Here is a 24,332-nt window from a genome sequence, read left to right as displayed (position 1 = left end):
AAAGATGAGCTTGCCCCCGTTTCCCGGACACCTGACCTGAGATGGCCTCGGCCATCAGGAAGGATGTCCCCATGCCCGCACCGCACCCTCCGGAGTTCCGCCAGCGCGCCGTCGAGCTCGCCCGCCAGGGCACCGCACCGATCGCCAAGACCGCGAAAGACCTCGGCATCAGCGAATCGTGCCTGCGGAACTGGCTCGCCCAGGCCGACGCCGACGAAAGCAGCAGCCCGCTAAAGCCAACCAGCGCGGAAAAGAAAGAGATCGCAGAGCTGCGCCGGAAAAACCGGCAGCTTGAGATGGAAAACGACATCCTCAAGCGCGCCGCCGCTTACTTTGCCAGGGAAAGCGTCCTCCCAAAGTAACCTTCCGGCTGGTCCGAGAGCTGGCCGATACCGGAATCCCGGTCGCGGCGGCCTGCCGGGTACTGAACGTGTCCACGTCCGGCTATTACGAATGGCTCGGAAAGCCGGAATCGCCGAGAAACGCGAGGAACAGGGAGCTTGCGAAGATGATCGCGGCGGTTCACGAGGAATCGCGCGGCACTTACGGGTGGCCGCGGGTGCACGCCGAGCTGGTCCTGGGCCTGGGCGAGACGGTGAACCGCAAGCGGGTCGCCCGGCTGATGCGCGAAGCCGGCCTGCAGGGCGTCCACCGGCGCAAAGGCCGGAAGAACCTGGTCAACGCCGCGACCGAGGAAGACCTGGTGCACCGGCAGTTCGCGGTCGTCGAGCTCGACCAGCTCTGGCTGACCGACATCACCGAGCACCCGACAGCCGAGGGAAAGGTGTACTGCGCGGCGGTCATGGACGCCTGCTCGCGACGGATCATCGGCTGGTCAATTGACGTCAGCCAGAAATCGGAGCTGGTCATCGACGCGATCGGCATGGCTATCCTCCGGCGCCGCCCGGAGTCAAGCAAAACGATCCTGCATTCCGACCACGGAACGCAGTACACGTCCTGGGCTTTCGGGAAAAGGCTCCGCGACGCGGGGCTGCTCGGCTCGATGGGAACGGTCGGGGACTGCTACGACAACTCGATGATGGAATCGTTCTGGGGCACCATGCAGATAGAACTTCTTGACCGGAAGGCATGGAAATCCAGGAAAGAGCTAGCGAACGCGATATTCGAATGGATAGAATGCTGGTATAACCCCGCGCGAAGGCATTCCAGCCTCGGGATGCTCAGCCCAGCCGACTTCGAGACACGACTCAGGCCGCCAGACCACGGCGCCTGACCCCACACCCGAAGTGTCCGGCGAACGGGGGCAAGGTCAAAGACGGCTTCACACGCACCAGCGTTGCGTCTTCGCCGGCTCTCGGCGGGAACCCTGTCGCAACCTATGCCGACAGCTATGCGGCGGTATGGGAAAAAGCCAGCCGTGCCGCATAAATGGCAGTTGGGAGCGGGCATGCTGAAAAATGCCTACTACAACGATCCGAGCGCACCTGCTCGGACATGCCTTGGCGAGTGCTTGCTCAAAGCTTCAGCGGCCGAATGCCTTGCCAGTCTTCGCGTCGAACAGGTGGAGTTTGTGCGTGTCGAGCCAGAGGGTGAACTCGGTGCCCTCCTGCGTCCGGCTAGCCGGGTTGAGCCGGGCCACGAACGCGCTCTCGGAGCCAGGCGCATCGCCGGTGCCGACCTCCGCGGCGACCCGTTGCAGTTCGTCCATCTGGGCGGCCTTCGGCTTGGGTACCGGGAAGTACGCGAGTATTTCGCTGCCCAGCGACTCCAGCACGTCGGGCTTCACGGTGATCGTGGCGCCCTGTTCGCGCTTGGGCCCCTCAACTAGCGCGGCGTCTTCGAAGTCCTCGGGGCGGATCCCGACGATGATGTCCCGCGGCGCCTTCTCCTGCTCGAGCTGCTGCAAGGTCTCGGCCGGCAGCCGAACGTCACCGAGCGGCCACTTCAGCGTGCCGTCGGTGAGCTCCCCGGGCATGAAGTTCATCGACGGTGAGCCGATGAAGCCGGCCACGAACAGGTTGGCAGGGTAGTTGTAAAGCTCTTGCGGGCTCCCGACCTGCTGTTTAATGCCGAGCCGCAGCACCAGGATCCGGTCGCCGAGCGTCATCGCCTCGGTCTGGTCGTGGGTGACGTAGATGGTTGTCACCTTCAGCCGCTGCTGCAGCCGGGAGATCGTGGTCCGCATCTGCACGCGGAGCTTGGCGTCCAGGTTGGACAGCGGCTCGTCCATGAGGAAGGCCTGCGGGTTGCGGACGATCGCGCGGCCCATGGCTACCCGCTGCCGCTGGCCACCGGAGAGGTTGGCCGGCTTGCGGTCTAGGTGCTCGCTGAGCTCGAGCAATCCGGCGGCCTCGGTCACGCGCCGGTCGATTTCTTCGTTCGACATGTGCGCCATCTTGAGTGGGAATGCCATGTTCTGCCGGACGGTCATGTGTGGGTACAGCGCGTAGGTCTGGAAGACCATCGCGATGTCGCGGTCCTTCGGGCTGAGCTGGTTCACCACCTTCTGATTCATGCGCAGTTCCCCGTCGCTGATGTCCTCAAGGCCCGCGATCATGTTCAGTGCCGTCGACTTGCCGCAGCCGGACGGCCCGACGAACACGATGAACTCGCCGTCGGCGATGTTCAAGTCCAGGCCCTTGACCGCCTCGGTTCCGTCCGGATACCGCTTGGTGACGTGCTCTAGCGAGATGGTGGACATGGTTGCCTCCTCATCCCTTGACCGCGCCGGCCGTCAGGCCGGCGACGATGCGACGCTGGAAGATCAAGACGAAGATGACGATCGGGATCGTGATGATGACCGCGGCCGCCGCGATTGAGCCGATCGGGAAGGTGAACTGGGAAACGCCGGTGAAGAAACCCATCGCGGCGGGGGCCGTGCGCGCCGCGTTCGTCGACGTCAGCGAGATGGCGAGCAGGAACTCGTTCCAGCAGAACATGAACACGAGGATCGACGTGGTGGCAATGCCCGGCAGCGCCAGCGGGGCGATCACGTTCATGAAAATCTGCCGTTGCGACGCCCCGTCCATCTTCGCCGCCTTCTCCAGGTCCCAGGGGATCTCGCGGAAGAACGCCGACAGCGTGTAGATCGTCAGCGGCAGCGAGAACGCCAGGTACGGGATGATCAGCCCCGGCCAGGTGTCGAAGAGGCCGAGCACCCGCTCGACGTTGAACAGCGGGGTGACCAGCGAGATCAGCGGGAACATCGCGATCAGCAGCGACACCCCGATGAGCAGGCCCTTACCCGGGAATTTCAGCCGCGCGATGGCATAGGCCGCCATCGTGCCGAGCACGACCGAGATCACCGTCGAGATGATCCCGATCCCGATCGAGTTGATCAGCGGCCGGACGAACGCCGAGCCTTGGAAGATCCCCGAGTAGTTCGCCGTGGACCACTTCTGCGGCCAGAAGCTCCCGTCCGACAGGGTCGTCGGGTCCTTGAACGACAGGGCGATCAGCCACCAGATCGGGAACAGCGTCCACGCGATGGTGATCACGTTGGCGGTCGCCCAGGTGACCTTCCGTCCGGTCGGCATGGCCGGATGGGTGGCCGCCCGGGTGCGTCGCGCCGTGCGTGCGGTTGGGGCTGCTACCGCGGTCATGTCAGCGTCGCTCCAATGCGGTACCGGGCGCGGCGGTGCCGAAGCCCAAGATGAAGATCACGGAAATGATCGCCACCGCGATCAGGATCAGCACCGAGATCGCCGAGCCGATGCCCAGGTTCAGCGCGGTGAACAGGTTGTCGTAGCCGAGGATCGACACCGATCCGGTGCCGTTGTTTCCCTTGGTGAGGATGAAGATGTTGTCGAAGATCCGGAACGCGTCGAGCATCCGGAACAGCAGCGCCACCAGGATTGCGGGCTTCATCAGCGGCAGCATGATCTGGGTGAACCGCTGCCACGCGCTGGCCCCGTCGACCTTCGCCGCCTTCAGCAGATCCTCGGGGACGAGCGTGAGGCCGGCCAGCAGCAGCAGGGTCATGAACGGCGTGGTCTTCCAGATCTCGGCCAGGATGATGATGCCGATCGCCGTCCACTTGCCGGTCAGCGGCGCACTGCCTGCCGGTAGCAGGTTCGCCAGGTACCCGACGCCGGGCGTCCAGGCGAACTGCCAGCTGTACGCGGCGGCCACGGTGACGATCCCGTACGGCAGCAGGATGCACGTGCGGACCAGTCCCCGCCAGATCGGGGTGTAGTACAGCAGCATGGCGAGCCCCATGCCGAGCACGAGCTCGACCGCGACCGACACGACCATGATGACCAGGGTGACGAAGAACGCATTCCACCAGACGCCGCTGGTCAGCACGGTGCCGTAGTTCGCTAGGCCCACGAAGTGGGTTTGCTGCGGGAACCGCAGGTCGTACCGCTGCAGGGACAGATAGACGGCGTAGCCGATCGGATAGAACGCGACTGCCGCCATCACGATCACCGCGGGCGCGCATAGCGACCACCCGAAGCGCCGCTCTGCGCGGGTAGCCTCGGACAGCCGTCGGCGCTCTTCCCGGGTGAGCTCGCCTGGCGCCTGCGTGGGAGCAACCGTGGTCATGCGGTCACCTCTTTTCTGCTCGCCGTCCGGCTCGGGCAGGCCTCACGGGACCAGGCCCTTGTCGGAGAGCGCGTTGTTGATGCCGCCTCTGATCTGCCCCAGGGTGGAGGTGGGATTGATGCCGTTCGCCGGCGACACGGCGTGCGAGATCACTATCGAGACGTTCTGGTAGAAGGGAGTCTTCGGCCGCACCGACGCCGACAGCAGCGCCGCCTTGATCGCCGCGGCGAAGGGGTATGCCTTGATGAACGACGGGTTGCTGTACAGGGACATCAGCGTCGGCGGCAGGCCGCCCTTGACCGCGGCGAGGATCTGGTTGGATCTGTCGCGCAGGCATAGGATGGCCTGCTCCGCCAGCGCGGGATGGGTGGAGTAACTGCTGACCGCCAGGTCGATGCCGCCGATCGTTACGTGCGACGGCATGTTCGGGTAGACCCGCGGGTACAGCGCCCACTTGAAGTGCTTGAACAGCTGCGGGTTGTCCATCTGCATTGAGGGATAGACGAACGGGTAGTTCAGCTCGAAGGCGGCGGAGCCGCCCTCCATCGCCAGCCGGTTCTGGTCTTCCTGCTGCACGCCCAGCGACGGGTCCACGGCGGGCGAGTTCGCGAGCGTGGACATGGTCTGCAGCGCCTTCAACGCCGGCGCGCCGAGCGACGGCGCGGTGCCGCTGGCGTTCAAGATGCTGCCGCCCGCGCTGGCGACCAGGGAATTGAACCACACCGTGGCGCCCTCGTACTGGGCACCCTGGATCTCGATGTAATGCGGCTTGCCTTCCTTGGCCAGTTGCGTGGCATCGGCGATCATCTGTGCCCAGGTGGTCGGCGGCGTGGGCACCAGGTCGGAGCGGTACCACAACAGCTGGGTGTTGGTGTTGTAGGGCACCGCGTAGAGCTGGCCGTTCCACGTCGCCGTCTGCAGCATCGTCGGTAGCGTGTCCTTCACGGCCGCCGCCTTGTTCGCCCCCGTCCACGGCTCGATCCAGCCCGCCTGCGCGGTCTCCGCTTCCCAGGTCACGTCCAGCCCGAGGATGTCCATCGAGCTGTCGTGGGCGGCCAGGCGGCGCACCAGTTGCTGGCGCTGACTGTCCGCGTCCGTCGGCAGCTTGTTGTAGCTGATCGTGTACTTGCCGCCCGACGCCGCGCCGCAGGTGTCGACCGCCTGCTGGATCGCGCCGGAGTTGTCGGGGAAACTCCAGTAGTTCAGCCTGACCGGGGCGTTCGCGGCTGAGGCCGACGAACACGCTGCCAGGGCGCCGGCAAGCAGCACGGAGGCGGAGATCACCGCCGCGCGCCGCCGGAGGCTCCGGCCGCGCATCCATGAGAGCCGTCCGTCGCGGTGGACGTCCATGTCCGACCACCCCCCACTTCGTTGTGGTTCACCTGCGGCGTCCCAGCCAGCAGGTGACTGAGACGTCTCCCCATTTTGCGCGCAGAGTAACCTCTCGAAAGCGCTCAGTAGCTACAGCGAGCACAATTGGTTACTAGATCGTCACTCCAAGTTAATCTCGCGTCAAGGTCTTGTACGCAGAGACCGCCCAGCAGACCGCTCCCACCGTCCGGCCGGCGGTCCGGTTGGATGTAGCGGTAGTGCAGGTCGAAAGCGGACGCTCGGAGCGGCCGCGGCGGCGGGCAGGAGGTCGCCCACTCGAGCGAGGAGCAGTAGCCCCACGGGTCTTCCTCGACCTTCTTGCCGGACCGATGCCGAAGAACGGCAGCGCCAGGATGTGCACCTCGGGATGGCTGAAGAACCAGAACAGGTGCTGCCAGAGCATGGCGCCGCCGCTGTTGGCCGAGAAGACGTGGGCTTGCAGTCGCCGGTCGGCGATCAAGACCAGCAGCGCCACGCTGAGCACCGGGAAGGCAAGCAGGACCAGGATCGAGGTGAGCAGCGCGTTCCAGGTGAAGACGGCATCTTGACCCTGGCCGAACGACTGGACGACAACGAACGACGCATGACCTGCCGGGGCACATCGGGGGCACACCAGTGCGATAGACGTCCAGATGCAATGAGAACTGCCGAGATCTCAGCCGCAGGTTAAAGGGTATTCCGAATGTGTCTGCACAGGTCAGGCACACCTCGGCACAAGACCCGGCCTACAGGCCGGCTGACCCCCACCACACGTCCCCGCGACGCACCCTAGAAACTTTGCACCTCGTCACGCTGCCAAGTCCTATCCCGGTCGTTCCCCCGCACGTACCGTCCGGGACGGAACTCCCCCGTAGCCAGCCCGATCTGGAGCACGACCGCAGTCTCGACGTGCAGCCGCAGAAACCGCCACTCGGCATCGGGGCTCAGCTCCTCGTAAGCGTCCATCCACTCCCCGTCCGGCACCTCCAGGATCTCCGCGATATCGGCGAAAACGTCCGAGTTGCCGTAGGGCCGTTTGGGATTGATGCCCGGCGCGCCGAATTCCATCTCATCCCAGGAGATATAGGCGCGGCGTTTCAGTATGGGCAGCTCACTGCCATCGGCGGCTTCATACGTCGTTGAGGACGTGCGAATGACTGCCATAAGGGCACATTCGACCACCTAGCGCCCGCATCAGCAACGGAATTTAGCGCAGCAGGACTCCGGGCTAGAGCAGGACCACCGCCCCTTTCTGGAAGTCAACCTCAGGAGGAGACTGGGCACCGGGTCCATGAGGGATTACGGCTCTTGTTAGGGGCAAGGATGAAGGTCTATACACGCAAGGGCGACTCCGGTCAGACGACCATCTGGGGCGGGCGGCGGCTGAGCAAGGATCATGCGCGCATGGAAGCTATCGGCGCAGTGGATGAAGCGAACGCTGCGATCGGGGCGGCGACGGCGCTCAATCTGCCCGCCGAGCTGGACAACGTCTTGCGCCATGCGCAGGGGCGCCTGTTTATCGTGGGTAGTGAACTCATGGCACCTGATCGGACAGGTAGCGGCAGCGCGCTGCCCAGGCTGGACGAAGGCGACGTGGCGGAGGTGGAAGCCGCTATTGACACCCTTGAGCTGGAGCTGCCGGAACTGCGGAACTTCCTCCTGCCCGGCGGCTCAGCCGCTGCAGCCGCGTTGCATGTCGCCAGAGGGGTCTGCCGGCGAGCAGAACGCCGGGTGACTTCGCTGGGCAGGGTTGAGGATGTCGTCCCGGTCGTGCCCGCGTACCTCAACCGCTTGGCAGACCTGCTATTCGTCGCTGCCCGATACGCGAACCACGCGATCGGCACCGCGGATGTGGTGTGGAGCGCCGAGGCCAGTCGAAGCTAACGTTGACGCGAGCAGGGCACATCGGGGGAACATCAACCCCGAGAACTGCCCGAAAGCGCCGGCGTGCAGGCGAGGAAAGGGGCAACAAGCGGTGTCACTAGAGGTCAAGCGGCTGCACCTAGGAGCGACACCCGGCGGCGCCGATGCGTGGCCGGTGCACGGGTTCGTGGTTACCTACCCGGGCGGGGCCGCCCTGGTCGACACCGGGGTCGGCGGGCCGCCGGACGTGATCCGCGACTGGGAGGTGGTCAACATCACCGCCGCGGACGCCCTGGCCGGCCTCGGCCTGGTCCCCGGCGACATCGACCTGGTCATCAACACGCACCTGCATTTCGACCACTGCGGGCAGAACGCGGTGTTCAAGCACGCGGCCTTTTACGTGCAGCGGGCCGAGCTTGACCGGTGCCGGCGCGAGTCGCCCACGATCTATGACTGGTTCGACTTCCAGAACGCCAGCTTTGAACTGCTGGACGGCGACGCCGGGATCCGGCCAGGGCTGTCGGTCATCGCCACCCCCGGGCACACCTCCGGCCACCAGTCGGTGCTGGTCGCAGGCGAGGACGGCGCGCCGGACCTGCTGATCGGCGACGCTGCCTACACGCCACGCCAGTATTGGCCCGAGCCCGGCCAGCTCCCACCCGGCCAGGCCGCCGACGAGGACGCCTGGCACGCCTCGGTGACCCGGCTGCGGGCGCTGCGCCCGGGCCGCGTTCACTTCTGCCACCACACGGACGTAGTGCACGGGTAACGGCGGTTCCCGCCAGCTCAGCGATCACTGGCCTGTTAGTGGCTGCGGGTGAGGGCCGGCTTCCGCAAAGCCGCCGGCGGGACCCGGCCCTGGTAGTCACAGGCTTGACACGCCGATTCGGTTAGTGAAGACTAACGGTTAGTGAGTACTAACCGAGAAACTGACCAATGGGGGGCGCTGGCCGACGGCACGCGCCGCGCGATCGTGGCATGCCTGGCAGACGGCCCCCAGGCAGTCGGGGAGCTGGCGGCCGGGCTACCGGTAAGCCGGTCGGCGGTGTCCCAGCATCTGAAAATTCTCAAGGACGCCGGCCTCGTAGAGGACGTTGCGGCCGGGACGCGGCGGATCTATCGACTCAACCCCGTCGCGTTGGCCGCGCTGCGGGATCAACTTGACACCTACTGGCAGCGGGCGCTGGCCGGGTACGCCGATGCCGTGGGAGCGCCGGATAAGCCGGATAAGGAGACGTGATGGCCCAGACGGGGGACGTGGCGGTCCGCAAGCAGGTCGTGGTGGACGCGCCGATCGAACGTGCTTTCAGGGTGTTCACTGACCGGTTCGGGGACTTCAAGCCGCCCGAGCACAGCATGCTGGGGGTGCCGGTTGCCGAGACGGTATTCGAGCCGTGGATCGGCGGCGGCATCGTGGACCGGGCAGCGGACGGGCGCGAGTGCCGGTGGGCGCGGATTCTGGCCTATGAACCGCCGGACCGGGTGGTGTTCAGCTGGGATATCAGCCCGCAGTGGACGATCGAGAGCGACCAGGCCCGGACCAGCGAGGTCGAGGTGCGGTTCTACGCCGAGTCGCCGGCCCGCACGCGGGTGGAGCTGGAGCACCGGCACCTCGACCGGCACGGCCCCGGCTGGGCGGCAGTCACTGACGGCGTGGACGGGCCGGAAGGCTGGCCGCTGTACCTGGACCGCTACGCCGCACTGCTGAAAGCGGATGACTGAAATGTCGCCGATCATCACCAGCGCTGAAATCGACCGGCCAGCTGCCGAGGTCTTCGCCGTCGCCACCGAACCGGCCCGGTTCAGGGAGTGGCAGAAGGGTGTGGTTGGCGGGCGCATGGACAGCGCGGACGGCACCCAGCCGCCGGCCTTGGGGGCGAAGTGCGTCATGGTCCGGCGCATTGGCGGCTCGGACCGCTCGTCCACGTCGGAGCTTGTACGCTTCGACCCGCCTAAGACGTGGGGCGTGCGCGGCACGGACGGCCCGATCCGGGCAGCTGTCGATGTCCTGGTCGAGCCGGTAACCGGGTCGCGCTCCCGGCTGACCATCAGCGTCGACTTCACCGGTTACGGCATCGGCAAGATCCTGGTACCGCTCATGGTCCGCCGTGAGGCCCGCAAGGAGATGCCAGAAAACATGGCGGCGCTCAAGCGACTGATCGAAAAGGGCTAGGCGTGCGAATATCAACCCATGAACCTGCCCCGATATCCCGGAAGTCAGGACGAACCAAGCGACCGGGGACGGCGGGAGCGGTCGAGACAAGCCATGGGCTGGATCGCGCTCGCTAATCTGCTGCTTGTGCCAGCTAGCTGGTTTCCCGTGGTCGCGCACGAAGGGCGTCTGAGCCTGCAACACAGCGTTCTCGACGCCGCCCTGTTCCTTGTTCCCGTTGGAGCACTGGTATTGGTTAACGTCGCGGCGCTGTCATGGTGGCGCGGAAGCCGGACCAGGACTTAAGAGATCGCCATCGATCCAGTCGTGCCTGTTACACGCCAGCCGGTGCCGGGCTGCTCCTGCAGCACATAGGTAAGCCAGGTCGCACCGAGGCATGCGACGAAACCGTTGATGCCGACTCGCATTTCGCTGGCGTGGTCGACCGGCGGGCCGAGAGTGATCAAGATTCCGCCGTTCTTAACCTGCCCGCAGCCGCCTTTGGCCTCGATCACGGATCCCCGGTCGGCGATAAAGATGATATGCGCCATTCCGGCCAGTGCGGCAGTCACCTGGCGCTGCGTCTCGGGCGCGAGAGGCTCTCCATGCCGGTGCTTGCCGTTGGGGTCCGCCGCATCCGCATAAGCCTGGTTCAGCACGTAGACCGTCTTGAAGGTCTTGCCGGGGAAGGAGTTCTCCGCCGGCGTGCCAAGGTACCTGCGCAGGACTTGCGCGTAGATATCGCCCGGCGAGGCGGCGGCGGGCGAGACGGCGGCCGGCGAGACCGCGGCGGGCGAGACAGTGGCCCCCGAGGCTGTGGTGGACGGGCGCACCGTGGGCGGCGCGCCCGCCGCGGCGGAGCTGCCGCAGCCCGCGGTGGCCGCGGCTAGGGCGGTCAGGATGATGGCAGCCGTGGTCATGCGCATGCGTCGCATCGAACATCCTCCTGGCCGTTACCTTGGTTCGCTATCACAGCTAGGACGGAGCGAAGTGCTGCCACGGTTCCCGGCTACGCGATCTCCGCCACCCGGCGTACCAGCAGGCGGCACAGCGCCCCGACTTCCCTGGCGTCGTCGATGTACATGGACGGCTTGAAGCAGATGGTCCCGAATCCGGCCGCCAGCTGTCCCGGCAGCGAGGAAAGCGCCTCGTCCAGGTCGGCGACGGCGTCCGGCGCGGGGAACCGCCCACGGATTCCGCCGATCATTTCGATGCTTCCCAAGGAGCGGCCGGCCGCGATCAGCCCGTCCCGCAACGCGGCCAGGTCGTCGGCCGAGGGGGTGCCCAGCGGGTTGAAGCCGCTTCCCCAGCGGACCAGGCGCCGCAGCAACGCCGGGTGCATCCGCTGCCCGCCGAACCACAGCGTCGGGCCACCCGACCGGAACGGATGCGGTTCAACCCAGACGTCACTGAACGAGTAGTGCCAGCAGCAGTTTGGGCACCACGCCGCCCCTTCAGCCACCGACAAATCGTTTGACTCCAAACGTATGCCGGCGATGAGTTTCGCGGCGCCCGTCGTCGTTAAATGTGACGAACCAACCAGGAAGGCGGCGTGCATGGCCGACACCGAGGGCACTGCATCGATGGCACAGCAGGCGCCGGGCGGCGTCAACGCAGACCCCGATTCGCGCATTCTCCTGAGCTTCTTGCAGGACCAGCGCGACGCGGTGCTGAAGGTCGTCGAGGGGTTGCCCGAGGACGCCTGGCAGAAGCCGGTCGTGCCGTCCGGCTGGACCGTGGCTGGCATGCTCTGGCACCTCGGCGGGGTCGAGCAGCACTGGCTCCAGCGCGTCGTCACGGGCATCGCGGAGGAACAGTCGGCGGACGCGGAAGCGGGGGAGGACGAAGAGGGCGGATACGATCCCGAGGCCGCCTTCACCTGCGCACTGCCCAGCGCCGACCTCATGGCCAACTACCGCGACGAGTGCAGGCGGTCCGATGCGGTCCTCGCCGTCACCCCGCTGTCGGCGGCGCCGCGCGGCCTCGGCTTTCATCATGACCCGGAGTACACCAGCCAGATCACGAACGTCCGCTGGATCGTCCTGCATGTGATCGAGGAGACCGCCGCGCACTCCGGCCACCTGGAGATCGCCCGCGAGCTGCTCGACGGCAAGATCAGGCTTGGCGGACGCTGAGGGCCCGGCGACCGACCCAGGCGCCGTCGGCGAGCGGAATCCCGTTGAGCGGGCATCCGGCGAGCCCATAGGGTGAGTTGCAGTAGACCGCGATAGCCCGACCCCCTGGGAGCTGGCGTGGAAAGCATCGACCGGTTCATCGCTGATCAGCTTGCCGCGTGGGAGGTTCCCGGGTGCGCGGTCGCCGCCGTCCGCAACGGCCAGGTCGAGCTGGTCAGCGGGTGGGGGCTGCGCGACAGGGAAGCCGCGCTGCCCGTCACCAAGGACACGCTGTTCGCCATCGGGTCCACGACGAAGGCGTTCACCGCGACCACCATTGGCGCCCTCGTCGATGAGGGGCTGCTTGACTGGGACCGGCCACTGCGGGATTACGTGCCGGAGATCCGGCTGCACGATCCCGTCGTGAGCGACCGCCTGACGATCGTCGACCTGCTGTCGCACCGCTCCGGGCTGCCACGGCACGACCTGACCTGGGTCGGCCAGCCTGACCGGTCCCGCGCGGAGATCGTCCGCGCCCTGCGGTTCCTGCCGCTGAGCAAGGACCTGCGCCAGCAGTTCCAGTACTGCAACCTCGGGTACGTGGCCGCGGGCTACGTGGTGGAGGCGCTGACCGGCGTGCCGTGGGAGGACTTCGTGCGCGGCAGGCTGCTCGAGCCGCTGGGCATGCGCCGCACGAACCTGTCCGTGGACGAGATGCTCGCCGACGACGACCACGCCACCGCCTACACGCGCCAGGAGGGCGTCATGGTGCGCGTGCCGCAGCGGCCGCTGCCGGCGATCGCGCCCGCGGGCGCCATCAACTCAAGCGCGGCGGACATGGCCCGATGGCTGCTGGCCCAGCTGGGCGGCGGGCAGCTCGACGGCGCGACGGTGATGTCACCCGCCACGGCGAAACGTCAGCTCACGCCGCACATGCTGATACCTGGCTTCGGGGAGGTGCCCGGTCTCAGCGCGTACGCGTACGGCCTGGGCTGGCTGAACGGCCGGTACCGTGAGCACACCCTCGCCATGCACGACGGCGGCATCGACGGCTTCACGACGCACTGTATGCTGCTGCCGGACGACGGCGTCGGCGTGGTGGTGCTGACGAACACCTCGGCCGCCATGATGCACTGGACCGTCGCCTGCCGGGTGCTCGACGAGCTGCTCGGCGCCGAGCCGGTGGACGTGTTCGGTTACCTCAAGCCGCGCTTCGACGCGGCGATGGCCGGGGCCCGCGAGGCCAAGGCCGCCCGCCGGGTCGTCGCCGGGGCGCCGCCGGCCCACCCGCTGTCCGACTACGCGGGCGAGTACGAGCACCCGGGCTACGGGATCCTCACTATCACGCCGAACGGGGGCGTGCTTAAACCATCACTCGGCACCATGGACCTGAGCCTGGCCCACCGCCACTACGACACGTTCGACCTCGCCTGGAGCGAGGCGGGCGACCAGCCGGCGATCTACCCGCTCACGTTCCTGTCCGGCCCCGACGGCTACGTCAACGCCCTGACCGTCCCGTTCGAGGCGCTTGTCGAACCGCTGCGCTTCGACAAGCGCCCGGACGAGCAGGGCCCCGAGGTCCTGGCCCGGCTGTGCGGCGCCTATGCCATGGGTCCGATCGAGGTCGTGGTCGGGCTGCGCAGCGAGCGCACGCTCACCATCACCGCGCCTGGCAGCCCGCCCCTCGACTTGGAGCCCATCGGCGGCCTGCGGTTCGGCGTCAAGGACCAGCCCGCCATCACGGCGGAGTTCGAACTCGACGACAGCGGCGGGGTGACGCGCCTCGTCGCGCAACCGTTGGGGATCTTCCTTCCCAGGGATGCGAGCTAGCCCAGCCCGGGCGAGGTGAACGGGACGCTGAGCAAGGCAGTTGCGGGCTTAGCCGAGCGGGATGGTCGGCACGTCGACGGCCTGGAGTCTGCCCGAGCCGTAGTTAGACACAAGCAGCGTGCCGCCGGGGAGCAGGGCCATCTCGCGCGGGAAGGCCCCGGACGCGATGTGCCCGACGACGGCCTTGCCGCCGGAGAACGCGGCCGCCACGTCAACCACATCCAAGTCGGCCGTCGCCCCGCTCGCGCCGAACCGGTTGGAGTCGGCGACGACGATCAGCGAGCCGCCGCGCACCGCCGCGAGCCCGACCGGCGCCTCACCTACCCGGACGACCGCGACCAGGGCGTGCGCGGGGTCGGCGGCAAGGCGGGCGGCGGAGAAGCACAGCAGGTCGTCGCTGGCCCGGGCCGTCACCCATACTTGCGTGCCGTCCGCCGAGGTGATCACCCGGACGGGCTGGCAGCCCGCGTCCACCGTGGCGACGACCGACGACGCGGGGCTGGTCTCCGCCTTGCGCAGGTCGATCACGGTCAGCGTGCCCGGCCGCGACAGTGCGCCTGCCCGCACCGCGGAATTCCCCGGCGGGCGTCCAAGCTCGCTTGTCGCATACAGCCAGCGGCCGTCAGGGGAGATCGCCATGCCGACCGCCGCCTGGCCAAGCGGGATGGCGCCCACGTAGTCCGCGGGACCGAAGCCGTCGCGCAGCGCTCTTCCGAAGTTGAAGACGACCGCCTTGTCGGCGTATTCGAGCGTGACGAAGGCGAACTGGCCGTCGGGTGAGACCGCCGCCTCGATCGCGCTGCCGTCGACCGGGTCGCCGCCGTTGGGCGCGCCGCCGCTAGCGGTGAGCGTGCCGAGCATGGCTCCGGCTGTGCCCCGTTCGGCGCGGGCCACGCTGATTACCGAGGCGCCGTTGCCGTTCGCGGCCAGCAGGTACTTGCCGTCGGCGGTGATGGTCAGGCCGAGCGGAAGGCCGGTCACCGGGATTGTGCGCACGATCGCCGGCGCCAGAGATCGGCCCGAGCGGAGGACGTCGATGCCGCCAGGCTCGGCGACGAAGGCCCAGCGCCCGTCTGGCGTGGCCGCGACGCCGAACGGGTGTCCCTGGACCGGGAGCATCGCGCTTCGCACGCGCGTCAGGTCGGCGGAGGGCGCCGTCACGGTGCTGCACGCGGGCGACGCCAGGGACCGGGTTGGCAGCGGCGGCGCCGTGGGCGAGCCGGTTCGCGCAAAGGCGGACGGGCCGGCGCCGGCCGGCGTGGACGGATGCGGGGAACCGGAACCGCATCCCGCGCCGATGATCCCCACGGTGACGGCACACGCCGCCGCAGTCCCCGCCTTCATCAGAGCCGGCCGCATGCCGGCATCGTACGGCAGCGGCGCCGTCATCGCTCCCGCACGTGAACGGACCGGTGCCGACGGTTGCTTCCCCAGCCGTAGGGCCACCACCCCATAATCCCACGAGGGCATGCGCGCAACCGATGACATGACCCGCGATGGAGGCACAATGCATGCGGTCCGCGTCGCTCCCGTGGTGGCGGCGGTGCTTGGCTTGCTGGTAATAGGCGCAGCGACCGGATGCGACGCTATCTCGGGACACCACTCGGCGGCGCCCGTCGCTAGTCAGCTGTCCACCTCCGCGGCTGTCGTCAGCCGGCCGGCTGGCCATGCGTCGCCTGCCATCAAGGGGAAGTCGTCAGGCGGAGTCCAGAACCTGATGGCAACCGCCGCGGTGCGAAGCGCCCTGCTGCAGGCATACGTGGCCATGAAGCACATCCCGGCCTCCGATGTGGCAGGCAGCAAGCCGGACAGCGTCTACTACGGCTACGACAAGGCCACGAAAACCTACTGGGCGATGGCCAGTTACGAGACGTCAAGCAAGGCTTCCCAGGCTGTCCAGGTGAACTTTCAGGACGGCGGCGACACCGGCCTCTTCAAGAGGGTGGGCGCGGGTACCTGGCAGGCATCGCTTGGCGGCATGCCCGGCATCTGCGTGGAATTGCGGTTCTTCCCGAAGGCGGTACTTGCCGCCTGGTCGCTTCCGACCACGCATCCCGCCTCGATGTGCTGATGGGCGAGTGAAATGAACGGAATCGCCTTTTTCCGAAAACGATATGATTTCGCATCGACCGTGCGAAGTGCCGCCCATACATTGAAGTCATGGCGGACGAAACTGCCGGGGTGACCGTCGCGAAAGGGTCAGACGTCACCATCCTTCCGGCGGAAGAGATCCGGTCGTCCCTCGCGGACGGGACTCACGCGCTTGACGAGCAGGGTGACCTGCGCGCGAGCCGGCCGCATTTCGAGCGGGCGTATCAGCTGGCCGAGCAGGCCGGTGACGTCCGCGCGATGGCCCAGGCGGCGCTCGGCAGCGCGGGACTGTGGGTGAGCGAGAGCAGGACGCTCATCGGCGCCGCGCGGCGCGAGGAACGGCTGGAGCATGTCCTTGCGCTCCTCGAGGACGACCAGGATTCCGTGCTGCCACAGCGCATCCGGGTGAGGCTGGCGGCGGAGTCCGACTACGCGCGCGGCGACAGCGCGGCGATCCGCGCATTGCTCGGCGGGCTCGGCCCGGACGCCGACCCGGTGCTGCTCGCGGAGGCGCTGAGCCTCGCCCACCACTGCCTGCTCGGTCCCGACCACGTGGCACTACGCGGTGAGCTGGCGGAAAGGCTGATCAGGACCAGCGTCCGCACAAACCGCCGCGCCGATGTGCTGATGGGACTGTTGTGGCGCACCGTCGACGCCTATACCGAGGGCGACCCGCACGCCGAACGACGGCTGAGCGAATTGCGCGGTCATCTCGAACAGAGTGGCCATCTCGCGGTCGGTTTCGTGGTCAGCGCGATCGACGTGATGCTCGCCATTCGCGCGGGCCATCTCGACCAGGCGGAGACGCTGGTGGAAATCTGCGCCAAGACCGGCGCGGAAGCAGGCGATATCGACAATGAATGGTGGCCGGGTGCGCAGCTGGTGACCATCCGCTGGTATCAGGGCCGCCTGGTCGAACTGCTGCCCATGCTGCGCGAACGGGTGCAGTCCCCGGCTCTCAGCGCCGTCGACAACTCCGCACTCACCGCCCTTGCCGTCGCGGCGGCGCTGGACGGCGACCGCCGCACCGCCGCGAGCTCGCTCGCCGCCCTGTGCGGCAGCGACCTGGGCAGCTTGGCCAGGTCGAGCAGCTGGCTCGTCACGATGAACGGCATCGTGGAGGCCGCCTCGCTCCTCGGCGACACCGACGTGGCGGCCAGGGCTTATGAGCTGCTGCGCCCGCACGCCCGCCTGCCGATGGTTGGCAGCCTCGGCATCACCTGCTTCGGCAGCACGCAGCACGCCCTCGGCTTCGCCTCGCTGACCTGCGGCCAGCTCGACCTGGCCGTCGATCATCTGCGGGCCGCAGTCAGGCACAACCTCGCCCTGGCGCACTGGCCCGCGGTGCTCGCCTCCAGGCGGCGCCTCGCGCAGGCATACGCGCTGCGCGGCTCGCGCGGCGACGCCGATGCCGCGCGCCGCGAGCTCGACGCGGCCGCGGGCGAGGCCGCACCACTGGGCCTCCCGCTGCCCGTGGCGCACGTCGAAGCCGGCATCGCGCCGCGCGCGAAAACGCACGCCGGCACCACGCGGAACGCGGTCGCCGAATGCGAACGCCAGGGCAGGAAGTGGCGGTTCGCCCTGGACAGCAGGAGCGTCCTAGTGGAGGACAGCATCGGGATGACCTACCTGGCCGTGCTCATCGCCAACCCGCGCCGGGACATCGCGGCCGCCGATCTTGTCGCCGGCGTGGTCACGCTCGGCGGTGCCGCCGGCGACGCGGGCGCGGCTCACCCGGTGCTCGACAGGGAGGCCGTCGCCCGGTACCGCGCCCGGGTGCGGGAACTCGATGAGCGGATCGCCCAGCTCGATAGCGCCGGCGACCTGGCGGGCGCGGACACCGCCCGCACCGAGCGCGACTGGCTCACCGCGCAGCTGGCAAGCGCCGCTGGCCTGCGCGGGCGCACCCGGTCATTCCCCGACGAGCCGGAACGCGCCCGGGTAGCGGTGGGCAAGGCGATCCGCCGGGCACTGGCCAGGATCGACGAGGCCGACGGGCCGATCGGCGAGCACCTGCGGCTGGCGGTGCACACCGGCACGCGCTGCTCCTACTGGCCGGCTTGACGGGCGACCGAGGCGGGGGAGGCACCCGACGGCCGGCAGCTGCCAGCCGGACGGAACGCCATGGAACGGGATGGAACGCCACTCAGGTGTAAGCCAATGCGGCTTCGGACGGGCACGTGGGGGCTCCGTCCTTCATCTCTCCCCAGGAGGAAATTCATGGCGCTCCGTGATTCAATGCTGACTTCTGCCACTCCGTTTCTCCGGCCAGGCGAGCCGGTGCAGGCGATCTTCGGTGCGCAGACGGCCAGCCAGTGGCTGGCGGCGCTGACTGGCATCTTCGTCTTCCTCGGCTTCAACCACTACCGGATCGTCGCCGTCACCCCGGCCCGGATCGTGGTGCTCGATGCGGGCAAGACCAGCATGAAGAAGGCGCGCGGGGTGGTGATGGAGCTACCGCGCTCGACCCAGCTCGGCCCGGCGACCGGCCTGTGGCACCGCATCCCGGCCGGCCAGGAGACCCTCCGGGTGCACCGTCGCTTCTACAAGGACCTCAACGCCGCCGACAGCGCCGCCGTCCTCGCCTGACGCCTGCACCGGCGAAGAGCCAAGAGGCGGCCGTTAGCGTGCCTCGCCCCGGTGCACCCCCGGATGGACGTTCAGCCTGCGTCCCCGGCCGGCGGCGGGGCACTCGCGTACCCGCGCCGCGGCGACGTGCCCTCCGGTGCCTCAGTCAAGGGCGTGCCGCAGTACCTCGGGCGACGCCAAACCGAGAGCTACGGCGCGCTCCAGCACCTCGGGCGACGCCTTGGCCATCGAGCCGCTGTCGAAGGGGGGCTGCGGGTCGTACTCGGTGTAGAGCTGGATGGCCTGTGCGGTGGTCTCGTCGGCCACCAGCCGAGGAAGTCCTGGTCCGCAAGCAGCGGCCAGATCCCGCCCCCGCCCGGGACCAGCAGGACGTCGCAGGCCTCGACATCCGAGCACCGCGTCGGAACATCGACAGGCAGCGAGCCCAGCTCATCGGTGATCCGCCCGGATTCGGGTGCGACGAAACGGACCTTCGCGCCGGGGACTTGAGCCAGGATCTCGTACGGTCCGATCGCGTCGAGCGGCTCAAAACGGTCGAAGAGCAAGATCATGATGTCCATGCGCCGCACCATAGCTCGCCGGCATTCTGGCAGGCAACGCGGTCCGGATGCAGGCAGGCACCGACCGGGGCAGTCCTCGCGGCGGTTAGCCGAGTGCGAGCCACGGGACGCCGAGCGAACCGGCCAGCTTAGCCTCAGCCTCCGTCAGCGGAGCCCGGCCGGTCAGCTTCGCGATCAGCGTCACCGGCGCCCAGCCGGCTGCCTGCCGCAGCCAGACAGCCTCAGCCGGGGAGAGCAGCAGATCCGACGTGACCGACGTCGCCCGTTCCGTTATCCACGGCGCCAGGTCAACCGCGATCGCCAGATCGAGCCCGTGCACCGCCAGCTCGAGGACGCGGGTCCGCATGAACTCGGCGAGCAGCATCCGGTCACCGTGCCGGGTCCGCACCACCCGCCCAGGCGACGCCGCGGCAGCCAGCGAGCAGGCGCGGTCCCTGGCAGCGCGGAACGCGCGGGCACGCTCCCCGGCGCCGGACAGGGCCGCCGCGCTGCGCCGCGCCGACTCGACGCGGTCGTCGTTCACCGCCGCGGAAAACCGCTCATCGGCGCGATAGTAGCCGGATGCCGTCACCAGGTCCGATCCGGCGGGCTCAGGCTCCGCGAGCATCACGCCGAGCCGTTCCACCGTCATCTGCACGTGGAAAAGCAGCTCGCCCGCCGTCCACGGCACACACGGACTCGGCCGCCCGAACGAGGCCTCATCGAGCCCGTCCATGACCTCGGCCAGCCGGCGCGACTCCGCGTCAAACGCCACAAGAACCATCAGTGCAACCGTAGCCCGTCATGCACGCGCCCGCGCCGCGCGAGCCGTCTGTACGCGAGGCGGCGCGGGTGTGGTCGCACGGAGTACGCTACGCCAGTCAGAGGCGATGGTACTTTGGGCTGGGAAGCGCTTCGATAGCGCGGGGATTCCGGAGGGTCTTGATGGCGACGCTGGCCGATGTGGCCCGGCACGCGGGGGTCGCGGCCAGCACCGTTTCCTACGTGCTCAGCGGCAAGCGCCCGGTCTCCGATGAGACAAGGGAACGGGTCGCGCGCAGCATCGAGCTGCTCGGCTACCAGCCGCACGCCGGCGCGCGGGCGCTGGCCAGCGCGAAGTCGAACGTGCTGGCCCTGGTCGTGCCGCTCGGCCGTGACCTGTACGTTCCGGTCATGATGGACATCGCCATCGCGGTCACCACGATGGCCAGGCGGTTCGGCTACGACGTGCTACTGCTCACCAACGACGAGGGGCCCGCGGGCATCCAGCGGGTCGCGACGAGCGCGCGGGCGGACGCGGTGATACTCACGGACGTCGGCATGGAAGACGAGCGCATCGCGATGGTCAGGGAAACCGGCATCGACGCGGTGCTGATCGGCGTGCCCGCGGACTCCGACGGCCTGAACTGCGTCGACCTGGACTTCGCGCGCGCAGGCGCGCTGTGCGTGGAGCACCTGGCCGGCCTCGGGCACCGCGAGGTGGCGTTCATCGGCGAGGCGCAGGGCATCTACCAGCGGCACATCGGCTTCGCCGAGCGGACGCTCGGCGGCATCCGCGACGCCGCGGCGCAGGCGGCGATGAACCTGGTCCACCGGCCGTGCGGCGCCAGCTACGAGGCGGCGGCGGGCGTGCTCGCCAGGATCCTCGAGGAGCGGCCGCGCACCACCGGCCTGATCGTGCAGAACGAGGCGGTCATCCCCTCCCTGCTCAGCCTGCTGCGCACCGCGGGCCGGATCGTGCCTGAGGACGTGTCGATCGTCGCGGTCTGCCCCGATCAGGTCGCGCAGCAGACGTCACCGCAGCTCAGTTCCGTGAACCTGCCGGCCGCCGAGCTTGGCACCCGCGCCGTCGAGTTGCTGATGCGCCGGATGGCGGACGGCGCCGACGGCGAGGTCGTGCTGATCCCGCCGACGCTGACGGTGCGCGGCAGCACCGGTCCCGCGGCCGCCGCAAGCCGCGGCTGACCAGTCTGCCGCGCAGCCTGCCGCGAGTGGAAGCATCATCGATGCGATTCCGCACCCTAATTTACTGGGCCATCGCCCTTGCACCAGTTGCCGGGCTGGCCTAGTCTCCACATTATCGCGAAGCGCTTCGACAGGAATTCCCTCAATGACCGAGAGGATCCCCATGCCGAGAAAATCAACGGGCCTGCTCATCGCGGCCCTTCTAGCCCTGACGGCCGGCCTGGCCGCCTGCGGCAGCAGTGGCGGCGGCAGCGGCAGCAGCTCGTCGTCGAAGGTGCTCAAGGTCTGGTGGTACGAAGGCCCGGGCAGCGCCTACCAGATCGCCTGGGACCAGGCCATCAAGGACTTCAAGGAGCAGCACCCGGGCGTAACCGTGCAGTTCTCGCTCAAGAGCTTCAACCAGATGCAGCAGAACGCGTCGATGATCCTCAACTCCTCCGACGTCCCCGACGTCATGGAGTACAACAAGGGCGACGCGACCACCGGCCTGCTGTCCAAGCAGGGCCTGCTCACCGACCTCACGCCGGAAGCGTCCAAGTACCGCTGGGACAAGCTGCTCGGGCCCGACCTGCAGGTCACCGCCCGGTACGACGCCAAGGGCGTGATGGGCTCAGGCAACTGGTACGGCGTCTCTGACTACGCCGAGTACCTGACCGTCTACTACAACAAGGGCATGTTCGCGAAGTACGGCATCGCGGTGCCCACCACGATGGCGCAGCTGACCGCGGCGATGGACACGTTCCTCAAGCACGGCATCACCCCGTTCGCGAACGCGGGCAACGACTACATGGCCATGCAGTACCTGTACATGATGGAACTGAGCCAGGCCACGCCGCAGCAGGTACAGGACTACGAGCGGTACACCGGCAAGGTCGACTTCCACAACACGGCCTGGACCAACGCGGTCAAGACCTTCCAGGACTGGGTCAGCAAGGGCTACATCGCCAAGAACTCGGTCGGCCTGACCGCGACCCAGGCGGGCAACAACTTCGAGACGGGCAAGAGCCCGATGCTGATGTCCGGCAGCTGGTGGGCGGGCACCTTCGAGACAGAAATCAAGAGCTTCCAGTGGGGCACGTTCCTGTGGCCGGGCAACACGCTCAACGCCGGCTCGGGCGGCAACCTGTTCGTGGTGCCGAAGAACGCCGCAAGCAAGGACCTCGCCTACGACTTCATCAACGACACGCTCCAGCCTGACGTGCAGAAGCTGCTCGCCAACAACGGCGCGGTGCCGATCGCGGCCAGGACCGGCGGCGTGTCCAACCCGCTCAACGTCGAGCTCATCAAGAACTTCCAGACGCTGGCGACCAACAACGGCCTGGCCTACTACCCCGACTGGCCCACGCCGAACTTCTACAACACGCTCCTCGCCCAGACACAGGACCTGATGAACGGCGCGAGCGGCGACTCGGTGCTGAGCACCCTGCAGACCAACTACGACCAGTACGTGTCGAGTCTTGGCTGATGAGTGACACAGCAATCGCCGTCGCTGAACGACGGAGGTCCGGCGCCGCCACCCGCGGCGCCGGCACCGGCGCGGGCGCGGGAACGCGAAGCGCGCCGTACCTGACGTACCTGCTGCCCGCGACGGCCCTGTTCGCCGTCGTGATCGCGGTGCCGCTGGTGATGAACATCTACACCAGCTTCACCCGGTGGACAGGGGTCGGGCCGCGGCAGTGGGCGGGCCTAGCCAACTACCGCCAGCTCTGGCACGACTCGGAGTTCTGGGCGTCGATGTGGCACAGCCTCGCCCTCGTCGCTGCCATGGCGGTGATCCCTACCGTGCTCGGGCTGCTGGTGGCCGCGGCCCTGTTCGACGTGATCGCCAAGCGCTTCAGCGAAAGAACCGCCAGCCTGCTTCGCGCCTGCATCTACCTGCCGCAGGTGCTGCCGATCATCGTGGCCGCCATCGTCTGGGGCTGGATTCTCGACCCGCAGTACGGCGCGCTCAACGTGGCGCTGCGCGACGTCGGCCTCGGCTTCCTCGCGCACGACCTGCTCGGCGACCCGCACACCGCCCTGCTGACCGTGATGGCGGTGCTCATCTGGTTCCAGCTCGGCTACCCGGTGGTCATCTTCATGGCGGCCCTGCAGCGGACCGATCCCGCGCTGAACGAGGCGGCGGAGATCGACGGGGCGACCTGGCGGCAGCGCCTCTGGTCGGTGGTCGTGCCGCAGATCAGGCCGGAGATCTACGTGGTGCTGCTGACCTGCACGGTCGCGTCGCTGCGGGCGTTCGGCTGGATCTACGCGCTGACCAGCGGCGGTCCTGGCGTGTCGACCCAGGTGCCGTCGTATTACTCGTATCAGAGCTTCTTCACCGACCTGGACGTCGGCTACGGGTCGGCGATCGCGACCGTGATGACGCTGATCATCGTGGTCGTGTCCGTGGTGTTCCTGTGGGTGCAGCGGAGGCATGCCGGATGACCGCGACCTTGACCCGCACGGCGGCGGGACGGCACCGCACCACCCGCCGCACCCTGGCCCGCCGCCGCGGCCCCGCGGCCTGGATCACCCTGACCGCACTCGTCGTGCTTACCGTGGGCATCCTGGTCCCGTTCGCGCTGATCGCGCTGAACGCATTCAAGCCGCCCGCGCAGTACTCCGCGCACGGCCCGCTGAGCTTCCCCGACCGCTTCTACACCGGCGGCATCCAGACCTTCTGGGACACCGCCGACTTCGGCCGCGCGCTGTGGAACAGCGTGCTGATCAGCGGCTGCGTCTGCGTGCTGGCGGTGCTGCTGTCGATACTTAACGCCTACGCGCTCGGCATCGGCCGGGTGAAGGGCCGCACCTGGATTCTCGGCGCGTTCCTCATCGCCAACTTCCTGCCGCAAGAGGGCCTGGTCTACCCGCTGTATGACCTGGCGAAGGCGACGGGCCTGTACGACAGCCAGCTCGCCGTCATCATCATCTTCACCGTCATCCAGGCCGCGTTCGGCACCTACCTGCTGTCCTCAGTGCTGAGCAGCTTCCCGCAGGAACTGCTGGAGGCGGCGCGGATGGACGGGGCCGGCCGGGCGCGCATCCTGTGGCGCGTGGTGGTGCCGGTCAGCCGGCCGACCCTGGGCGTACTGCTGGTGTTCTTCTTCATCTGGACCTGGAACGAGTTCTTCCTGCCGCTTGTCTTCCTGGTCTCCAACGCCAACCAGACCGTGCCCGTCGCGCTCGGCACGCTGCAGGGCCAGCACATCATGAACCCGCTGACCACCAGCGGCGCCGCGCTGCTCGGGGTGTTTCCCACGATCATCTTCTTCCTCATCTTCCAGCGGACGCTGACCCGCGGCGTGACCGTCGGCGCCATCAAGTAACCCAGCTCGGAAAGGCAGACAT

25 protein-coding genes and 1 pseudogene are annotated in these 24,332 nt (G+C 68.0%); 15 read left to right on the top strand and 11 right to left on the bottom strand.

What is annotated here, in order from left to right; all coding sequences use genetic code 11:
• The first annotated feature begins 71 nt into the window (after positions 1 to 71).
• Positions 72 to 1,234, top strand: a protein-coding gene (locus tag EAS64_RS14230) for an IS3 family transposase (protein WP_439333592.1) whose coding sequence is annotated in 2 segments (ribosomal slippage) — positions 72 to 360 and positions 360 to 1,234 — 1,164 coding nt in all. Because the reading frame shifts where the segments join, the coding sequence is not laid out codon by codon here.
• A gap of 249 nt (positions 1,235 to 1,483) precedes the next feature.
• On the opposite strand, the gene EAS64_RS14225 is transcribed toward EAS64_RS14230, so the two are convergent.
• From EAS64_RS14225 to EAS64_RS14200, 6 genes and pseudogenes are all read right to left on the bottom strand, one after another.
• Complete coding sequence (locus EAS64_RS14225) at positions 1,484 to 2,662, bottom strand: ABC transporter ATP-binding protein (protein WP_145853356.1); 1,179 nt, start codon at positions 2,660 to 2,662, stop codon at positions 1,484 to 1,486.
• A gap of 10 nt (positions 2,663 to 2,672) precedes the next feature.
• A complete protein-coding gene (locus tag EAS64_RS14220; protein ID WP_145853355.1) occupies positions 2,673 to 3,497 on the bottom strand; it encodes a carbohydrate ABC transporter permease in 825 nt (274 codons plus the stop codon).
• 67 nt (positions 3,498 to 3,564) lie between these two features.
• On the bottom strand, positions 3,565 to 4,506 hold the full coding sequence (locus tag EAS64_RS14215; protein WP_145853354.1) for a carbohydrate ABC transporter permease: 942 nt from the start codon (positions 4,504 to 4,506) through the stop codon (positions 3,565 to 3,567).
• Between the two features lie 42 nt (positions 4,507 to 4,548).
• Entirely contained in the window at positions 4,549 to 5,856 is a 1,308-nt protein-coding gene (locus tag EAS64_RS14210) for an ABC transporter substrate-binding protein (protein WP_246115665.1), read from the bottom strand.
• A gap of 349 nt (positions 5,857 to 6,205) precedes the next feature.
• Positions 6,206 to 6,415, bottom strand: a pseudogene (locus tag EAS64_RS45830) (cbb3-type cytochrome c oxidase subunit I); the annotation flags it as partial.
• A gap of 230 nt (positions 6,416 to 6,645) precedes the next feature.
• Positions 6,646 to 7,020 (bottom strand): hypothetical protein, encoded by a 375-nt coding sequence (locus tag EAS64_RS14200; RefSeq protein ID WP_145853352.1) that lies wholly within the window; start codon positions 7,018 to 7,020, stop codon positions 6,646 to 6,648.
• A gap of 159 nt (positions 7,021 to 7,179) precedes the next feature.
• Here EAS64_RS14200 and EAS64_RS14195 point away from each other — a divergent pair, with 159 nt between their 5' ends.
• The 5 genes from EAS64_RS14195 (at position 7,180) to EAS64_RS14175 (ending at position 9,892) form a co-directional block, all read left to right on the top strand.
• On the top strand, positions 7,180 to 7,740 hold the full coding sequence (locus EAS64_RS14195) for a cob(I)yrinic acid a,c-diamide adenosyltransferase (protein WP_145853351.1): 561 nt from the start codon (positions 7,180 to 7,182) through the stop codon (positions 7,738 to 7,740).
• A 91-nt stretch (positions 7,741 to 7,831) separates the two neighbouring features.
• Positions 7,832 to 8,488 (top strand): N-acyl homoserine lactonase family protein, encoded by a 657-nt coding sequence (locus tag EAS64_RS14190; RefSeq protein ID WP_187365911.1) that lies wholly within the window; start codon positions 7,832 to 7,834, stop codon positions 8,486 to 8,488.
• Positions 8,489 to 8,629: 141 nt separating this feature from the next.
• Positions 8,630 to 8,959, top strand: a complete 330-nt coding sequence (locus EAS64_RS14185) for an ArsR/SmtB family transcription factor (protein ID WP_187365910.1) — start codon at positions 8,630 to 8,632, stop codon at positions 8,957 to 8,959.
• Positions 8,959 to 9,441 (top strand): SRPBCC family protein, encoded by a 483-nt coding sequence (locus EAS64_RS14180; RefSeq protein WP_145853349.1) that lies wholly within the window; start codon positions 8,959 to 8,961, stop codon positions 9,439 to 9,441. The genes EAS64_RS14185 and EAS64_RS14180 overlap by 1 nt, the downstream gene beginning before the upstream one ends.
• Position 9,442: 1 nt before the next feature.
• A complete protein-coding gene (locus EAS64_RS14175) occupies positions 9,443 to 9,892 on the top strand; it encodes an SRPBCC family protein (protein WP_145853348.1) in 450 nt (149 codons plus the stop codon).
• Positions 9,893 to 10,173: 281 nt separating this feature from the next.
• Here the strand turns inward: EAS64_RS14175 and EAS64_RS43560 are convergent, their stop codons facing one another.
• Together EAS64_RS43560 and EAS64_RS14165 are read right to left on the bottom strand one after the other, a co-directional pair.
• Positions 10,174 to 10,806 carry a hypothetical protein gene (locus EAS64_RS43560; protein WP_187365909.1) on the bottom strand — a complete coding sequence of 211 codons (633 nt, stop codon included), beginning with the start codon at positions 10,804 to 10,806 and terminating at the stop codon, positions 10,174 to 10,176.
• A gap of 74 nt (positions 10,807 to 10,880) precedes the next feature.
• Positions 10,881 to 11,333 (bottom strand): hypothetical protein, encoded by a 453-nt coding sequence (locus tag EAS64_RS14165; protein WP_145853346.1) that lies wholly within the window; start codon positions 11,331 to 11,333, stop codon positions 10,881 to 10,883.
• A 94-nt stretch (positions 11,334 to 11,427) separates the two neighbouring features.
• Here EAS64_RS14165 and EAS64_RS14160 point away from each other — a divergent pair, with 94 nt between their 5' ends.
• Positions 11,428 to 12,006, top strand: a complete 579-nt coding sequence (locus EAS64_RS14160; RefSeq protein ID WP_222849296.1) for a DinB family protein — start codon at positions 11,428 to 11,430, stop codon at positions 12,004 to 12,006.
• A gap of 117 nt (positions 12,007 to 12,123) precedes the next feature.
• A complete protein-coding gene (locus tag EAS64_RS14155; RefSeq protein ID WP_145853345.1) occupies positions 12,124 to 13,815 on the top strand; it encodes a serine hydrolase in 1,692 nt (563 codons plus the stop codon).
• A gap of 48 nt (positions 13,816 to 13,863) precedes the next feature.
• Here the strand turns inward: EAS64_RS14155 and EAS64_RS14150 are convergent, their stop codons facing one another.
• Entirely contained in the window at positions 13,864 to 15,174 is a 1,311-nt protein-coding gene (locus tag EAS64_RS14150) for a beta-propeller fold lactonase family protein (RefSeq protein ID WP_187365908.1), read from the bottom strand.
• Positions 15,175 to 15,322: 148 nt separating this feature from the next.
• On the opposite strand from EAS64_RS14150, the gene EAS64_RS14145 reads away from it, so the two are divergent.
• The 3 genes from EAS64_RS14145 (at position 15,323) to EAS64_RS14135 (ending at position 18,495) form a co-directional block, all read left to right on the top strand.
• Positions 15,323 to 15,886, top strand: coding sequence for a hypothetical protein (locus EAS64_RS14145; RefSeq protein ID WP_145853343.1), 564 nt, complete (start codon positions 15,323 to 15,325; stop codon positions 15,884 to 15,886).
• An 89-nt stretch (positions 15,887 to 15,975) separates the two neighbouring features.
• Positions 15,976 to 17,970: a hypothetical protein gene (locus tag EAS64_RS14140; RefSeq protein ID WP_145853342.1), complete on the top strand. Its 1,995-nt coding sequence runs from the start codon at positions 15,976 to 15,978 to the stop codon at positions 17,968 to 17,970.
• 156 nt (positions 17,971 to 18,126) lie between these two features.
• Positions 18,127 to 18,495, top strand: coding sequence for a hypothetical protein (locus tag EAS64_RS14135; protein WP_145853341.1), 369 nt, complete (start codon positions 18,127 to 18,129; stop codon positions 18,493 to 18,495).
• Positions 18,496 to 18,636: 141 nt separating this feature from the next.
• On the opposite strand, the gene EAS64_RS45825 is transcribed toward EAS64_RS14135, so the two are convergent.
• A complete protein-coding gene (locus EAS64_RS45825; RefSeq protein ID WP_246115664.1) occupies positions 18,637 to 18,801 on the bottom strand; it encodes a hypothetical protein in 165 nt (54 codons plus the stop codon).
• A gap of 339 nt (positions 18,802 to 19,140) precedes the next feature.
• Positions 19,141 to 19,818 (bottom strand): maleylpyruvate isomerase N-terminal domain-containing protein, encoded by a 678-nt coding sequence (locus EAS64_RS14125; RefSeq protein ID WP_145853340.1) that lies wholly within the window; start codon positions 19,816 to 19,818, stop codon positions 19,141 to 19,143.
• A 161-nt stretch (positions 19,819 to 19,979) separates the two neighbouring features.
• Here EAS64_RS14125 and EAS64_RS14120 point away from each other — a divergent pair, with 161 nt between their 5' ends.
• From EAS64_RS14120 to EAS64_RS14105, 4 genes are all read left to right on the top strand, one after another.
• Complete coding sequence (locus tag EAS64_RS14120) at positions 19,980 to 20,999, top strand: LacI family DNA-binding transcriptional regulator (protein ID WP_145853339.1); 1,020 nt, start codon at positions 19,980 to 19,982, stop codon at positions 20,997 to 20,999.
• 145 nt (positions 21,000 to 21,144) lie between these two features.
• Positions 21,145 to 22,464, top strand: a complete 1,320-nt coding sequence (locus EAS64_RS14115) for an ABC transporter substrate-binding protein (RefSeq protein WP_246115663.1) — start codon at positions 21,145 to 21,147, stop codon at positions 22,462 to 22,464.
• Positions 22,464 to 23,426 (top strand): carbohydrate ABC transporter permease, encoded by a 963-nt coding sequence (locus EAS64_RS14110; RefSeq protein ID WP_145853338.1) that lies wholly within the window; start codon positions 22,464 to 22,466, stop codon positions 23,424 to 23,426. The genes EAS64_RS14115 and EAS64_RS14110 overlap by 1 nt, the downstream gene beginning before the upstream one ends.
• Complete coding sequence (locus EAS64_RS14105) at positions 23,423 to 24,310, top strand: carbohydrate ABC transporter permease (protein WP_145853337.1); 888 nt, start codon at positions 23,423 to 23,425, stop codon at positions 24,308 to 24,310. Before EAS64_RS14110 ends, EAS64_RS14105 begins: the two co-directional genes overlap by 4 nt.
• The last annotated feature ends 22 nt before the right edge of the window (positions 24,311 to 24,332 follow it).

The organism is Trebonia kvetii, from assembly GCF_007827045.1.
GTDB lineage: Bacteria > Actinomycetota > Actinomycetes > Streptosporangiales > Streptosporangiaceae > Trebonia > Trebonia kvetii.
This window is presented reverse-complemented; position numbering and strand designations above follow the sequence as displayed.

Coding starts and splice junctions, on each gene's coding strand:
- EAS64_RS14145 (WP_145853343.1), top strand. CDS start 15,323: ATGCATGCGGTCCGCGTCGCTCCCGTGGTGGCGGCGGTGCTTGGCTTG.
- EAS64_RS14125 (WP_145853340.1), bottom strand. CDS start 19,818: ATGGTTCTTGTGGCGTTTGACGCGGAGTCGCGCCGGCTGGCCGAGGTC.
- EAS64_RS14105 (WP_145853337.1), top strand. CDS start 23,423: ATGACCGCGACCTTGACCCGCACGGCGGCGGGACGGCACCGCACCACC.
- EAS64_RS14200 (WP_145853352.1), bottom strand. CDS start 7,020: ATGGCAGTCATTCGCACGTCCTCAACGACGTATGAAGCCGCCGATGGC.
- EAS64_RS43560 (WP_187365909.1), bottom strand. CDS start 10,806: ATGCGACGCATGCGCATGACCACGGCTGCCATCATCCTGACCGCCCTA.
- EAS64_RS14220 (WP_145853355.1), bottom strand. CDS start 3,497: ATGCCGACCGGACGGAAGGTCACCTGGGCGACCGCCAACGTGATCACC.
- EAS64_RS14110 (WP_145853338.1), top strand. CDS start 22,464: ATGAGTGACACAGCAATCGCCGTCGCTGAACGACGGAGGTCCGGCGCC.
- EAS64_RS14150 (WP_187365908.1), bottom strand. CDS start 15,174: ATGCGGCCGGCTCTGATGAAGGCGGGGACTGCGGCGGCGTGTGCCGTC.
- EAS64_RS14180 (WP_145853349.1), top strand. CDS start 8,959: ATGGCCCAGACGGGGGACGTGGCGGTCCGCAAGCAGGTCGTGGTGGAC.
- EAS64_RS14225 (WP_145853356.1), bottom strand. CDS start 2,662: ATGTCCACCATCTCGCTAGAGCACGTCACCAAGCGGTATCCGGACGGA.
- EAS64_RS14120 (WP_145853339.1), top strand. CDS start 19,980: ATGGCGACGCTGGCCGATGTGGCCCGGCACGCGGGGGTCGCGGCCAGC.
- EAS64_RS14135 (WP_145853341.1), top strand. CDS start 18,127: ATGGCGCTCCGTGATTCAATGCTGACTTCTGCCACTCCGTTTCTCCGG.
- EAS64_RS14140 (WP_145853342.1), top strand. CDS start 15,976: ATGGCGGACGAAACTGCCGGGGTGACCGTCGCGAAAGGGTCAGACGTC.
- EAS64_RS14160 (WP_222849296.1), top strand. CDS start 11,428: ATGGCCGACACCGAGGGCACTGCATCGATGGCACAGCAGGCGCCGGGC.
- EAS64_RS14175 (WP_145853348.1), top strand. CDS start 9,443: ATGTCGCCGATCATCACCAGCGCTGAAATCGACCGGCCAGCTGCCGAG.
- EAS64_RS14115 (WP_246115663.1), top strand. CDS start 21,145: ATGACCGAGAGGATCCCCATGCCGAGAAAATCAACGGGCCTGCTCATC.
- EAS64_RS14195 (WP_145853351.1), top strand. CDS start 7,180: ATGAAGGTCTATACACGCAAGGGCGACTCCGGTCAGACGACCATCTGG.
- EAS64_RS14210 (WP_246115665.1), bottom strand. CDS start 5,856: ATGGACGTCCACCGCGACGGACGGCTCTCATGGATGCGCGGCCGGAGC.
- EAS64_RS14215 (WP_145853354.1), bottom strand. CDS start 4,506: ATGACCACGGTTGCTCCCACGCAGGCGCCAGGCGAGCTCACCCGGGAA.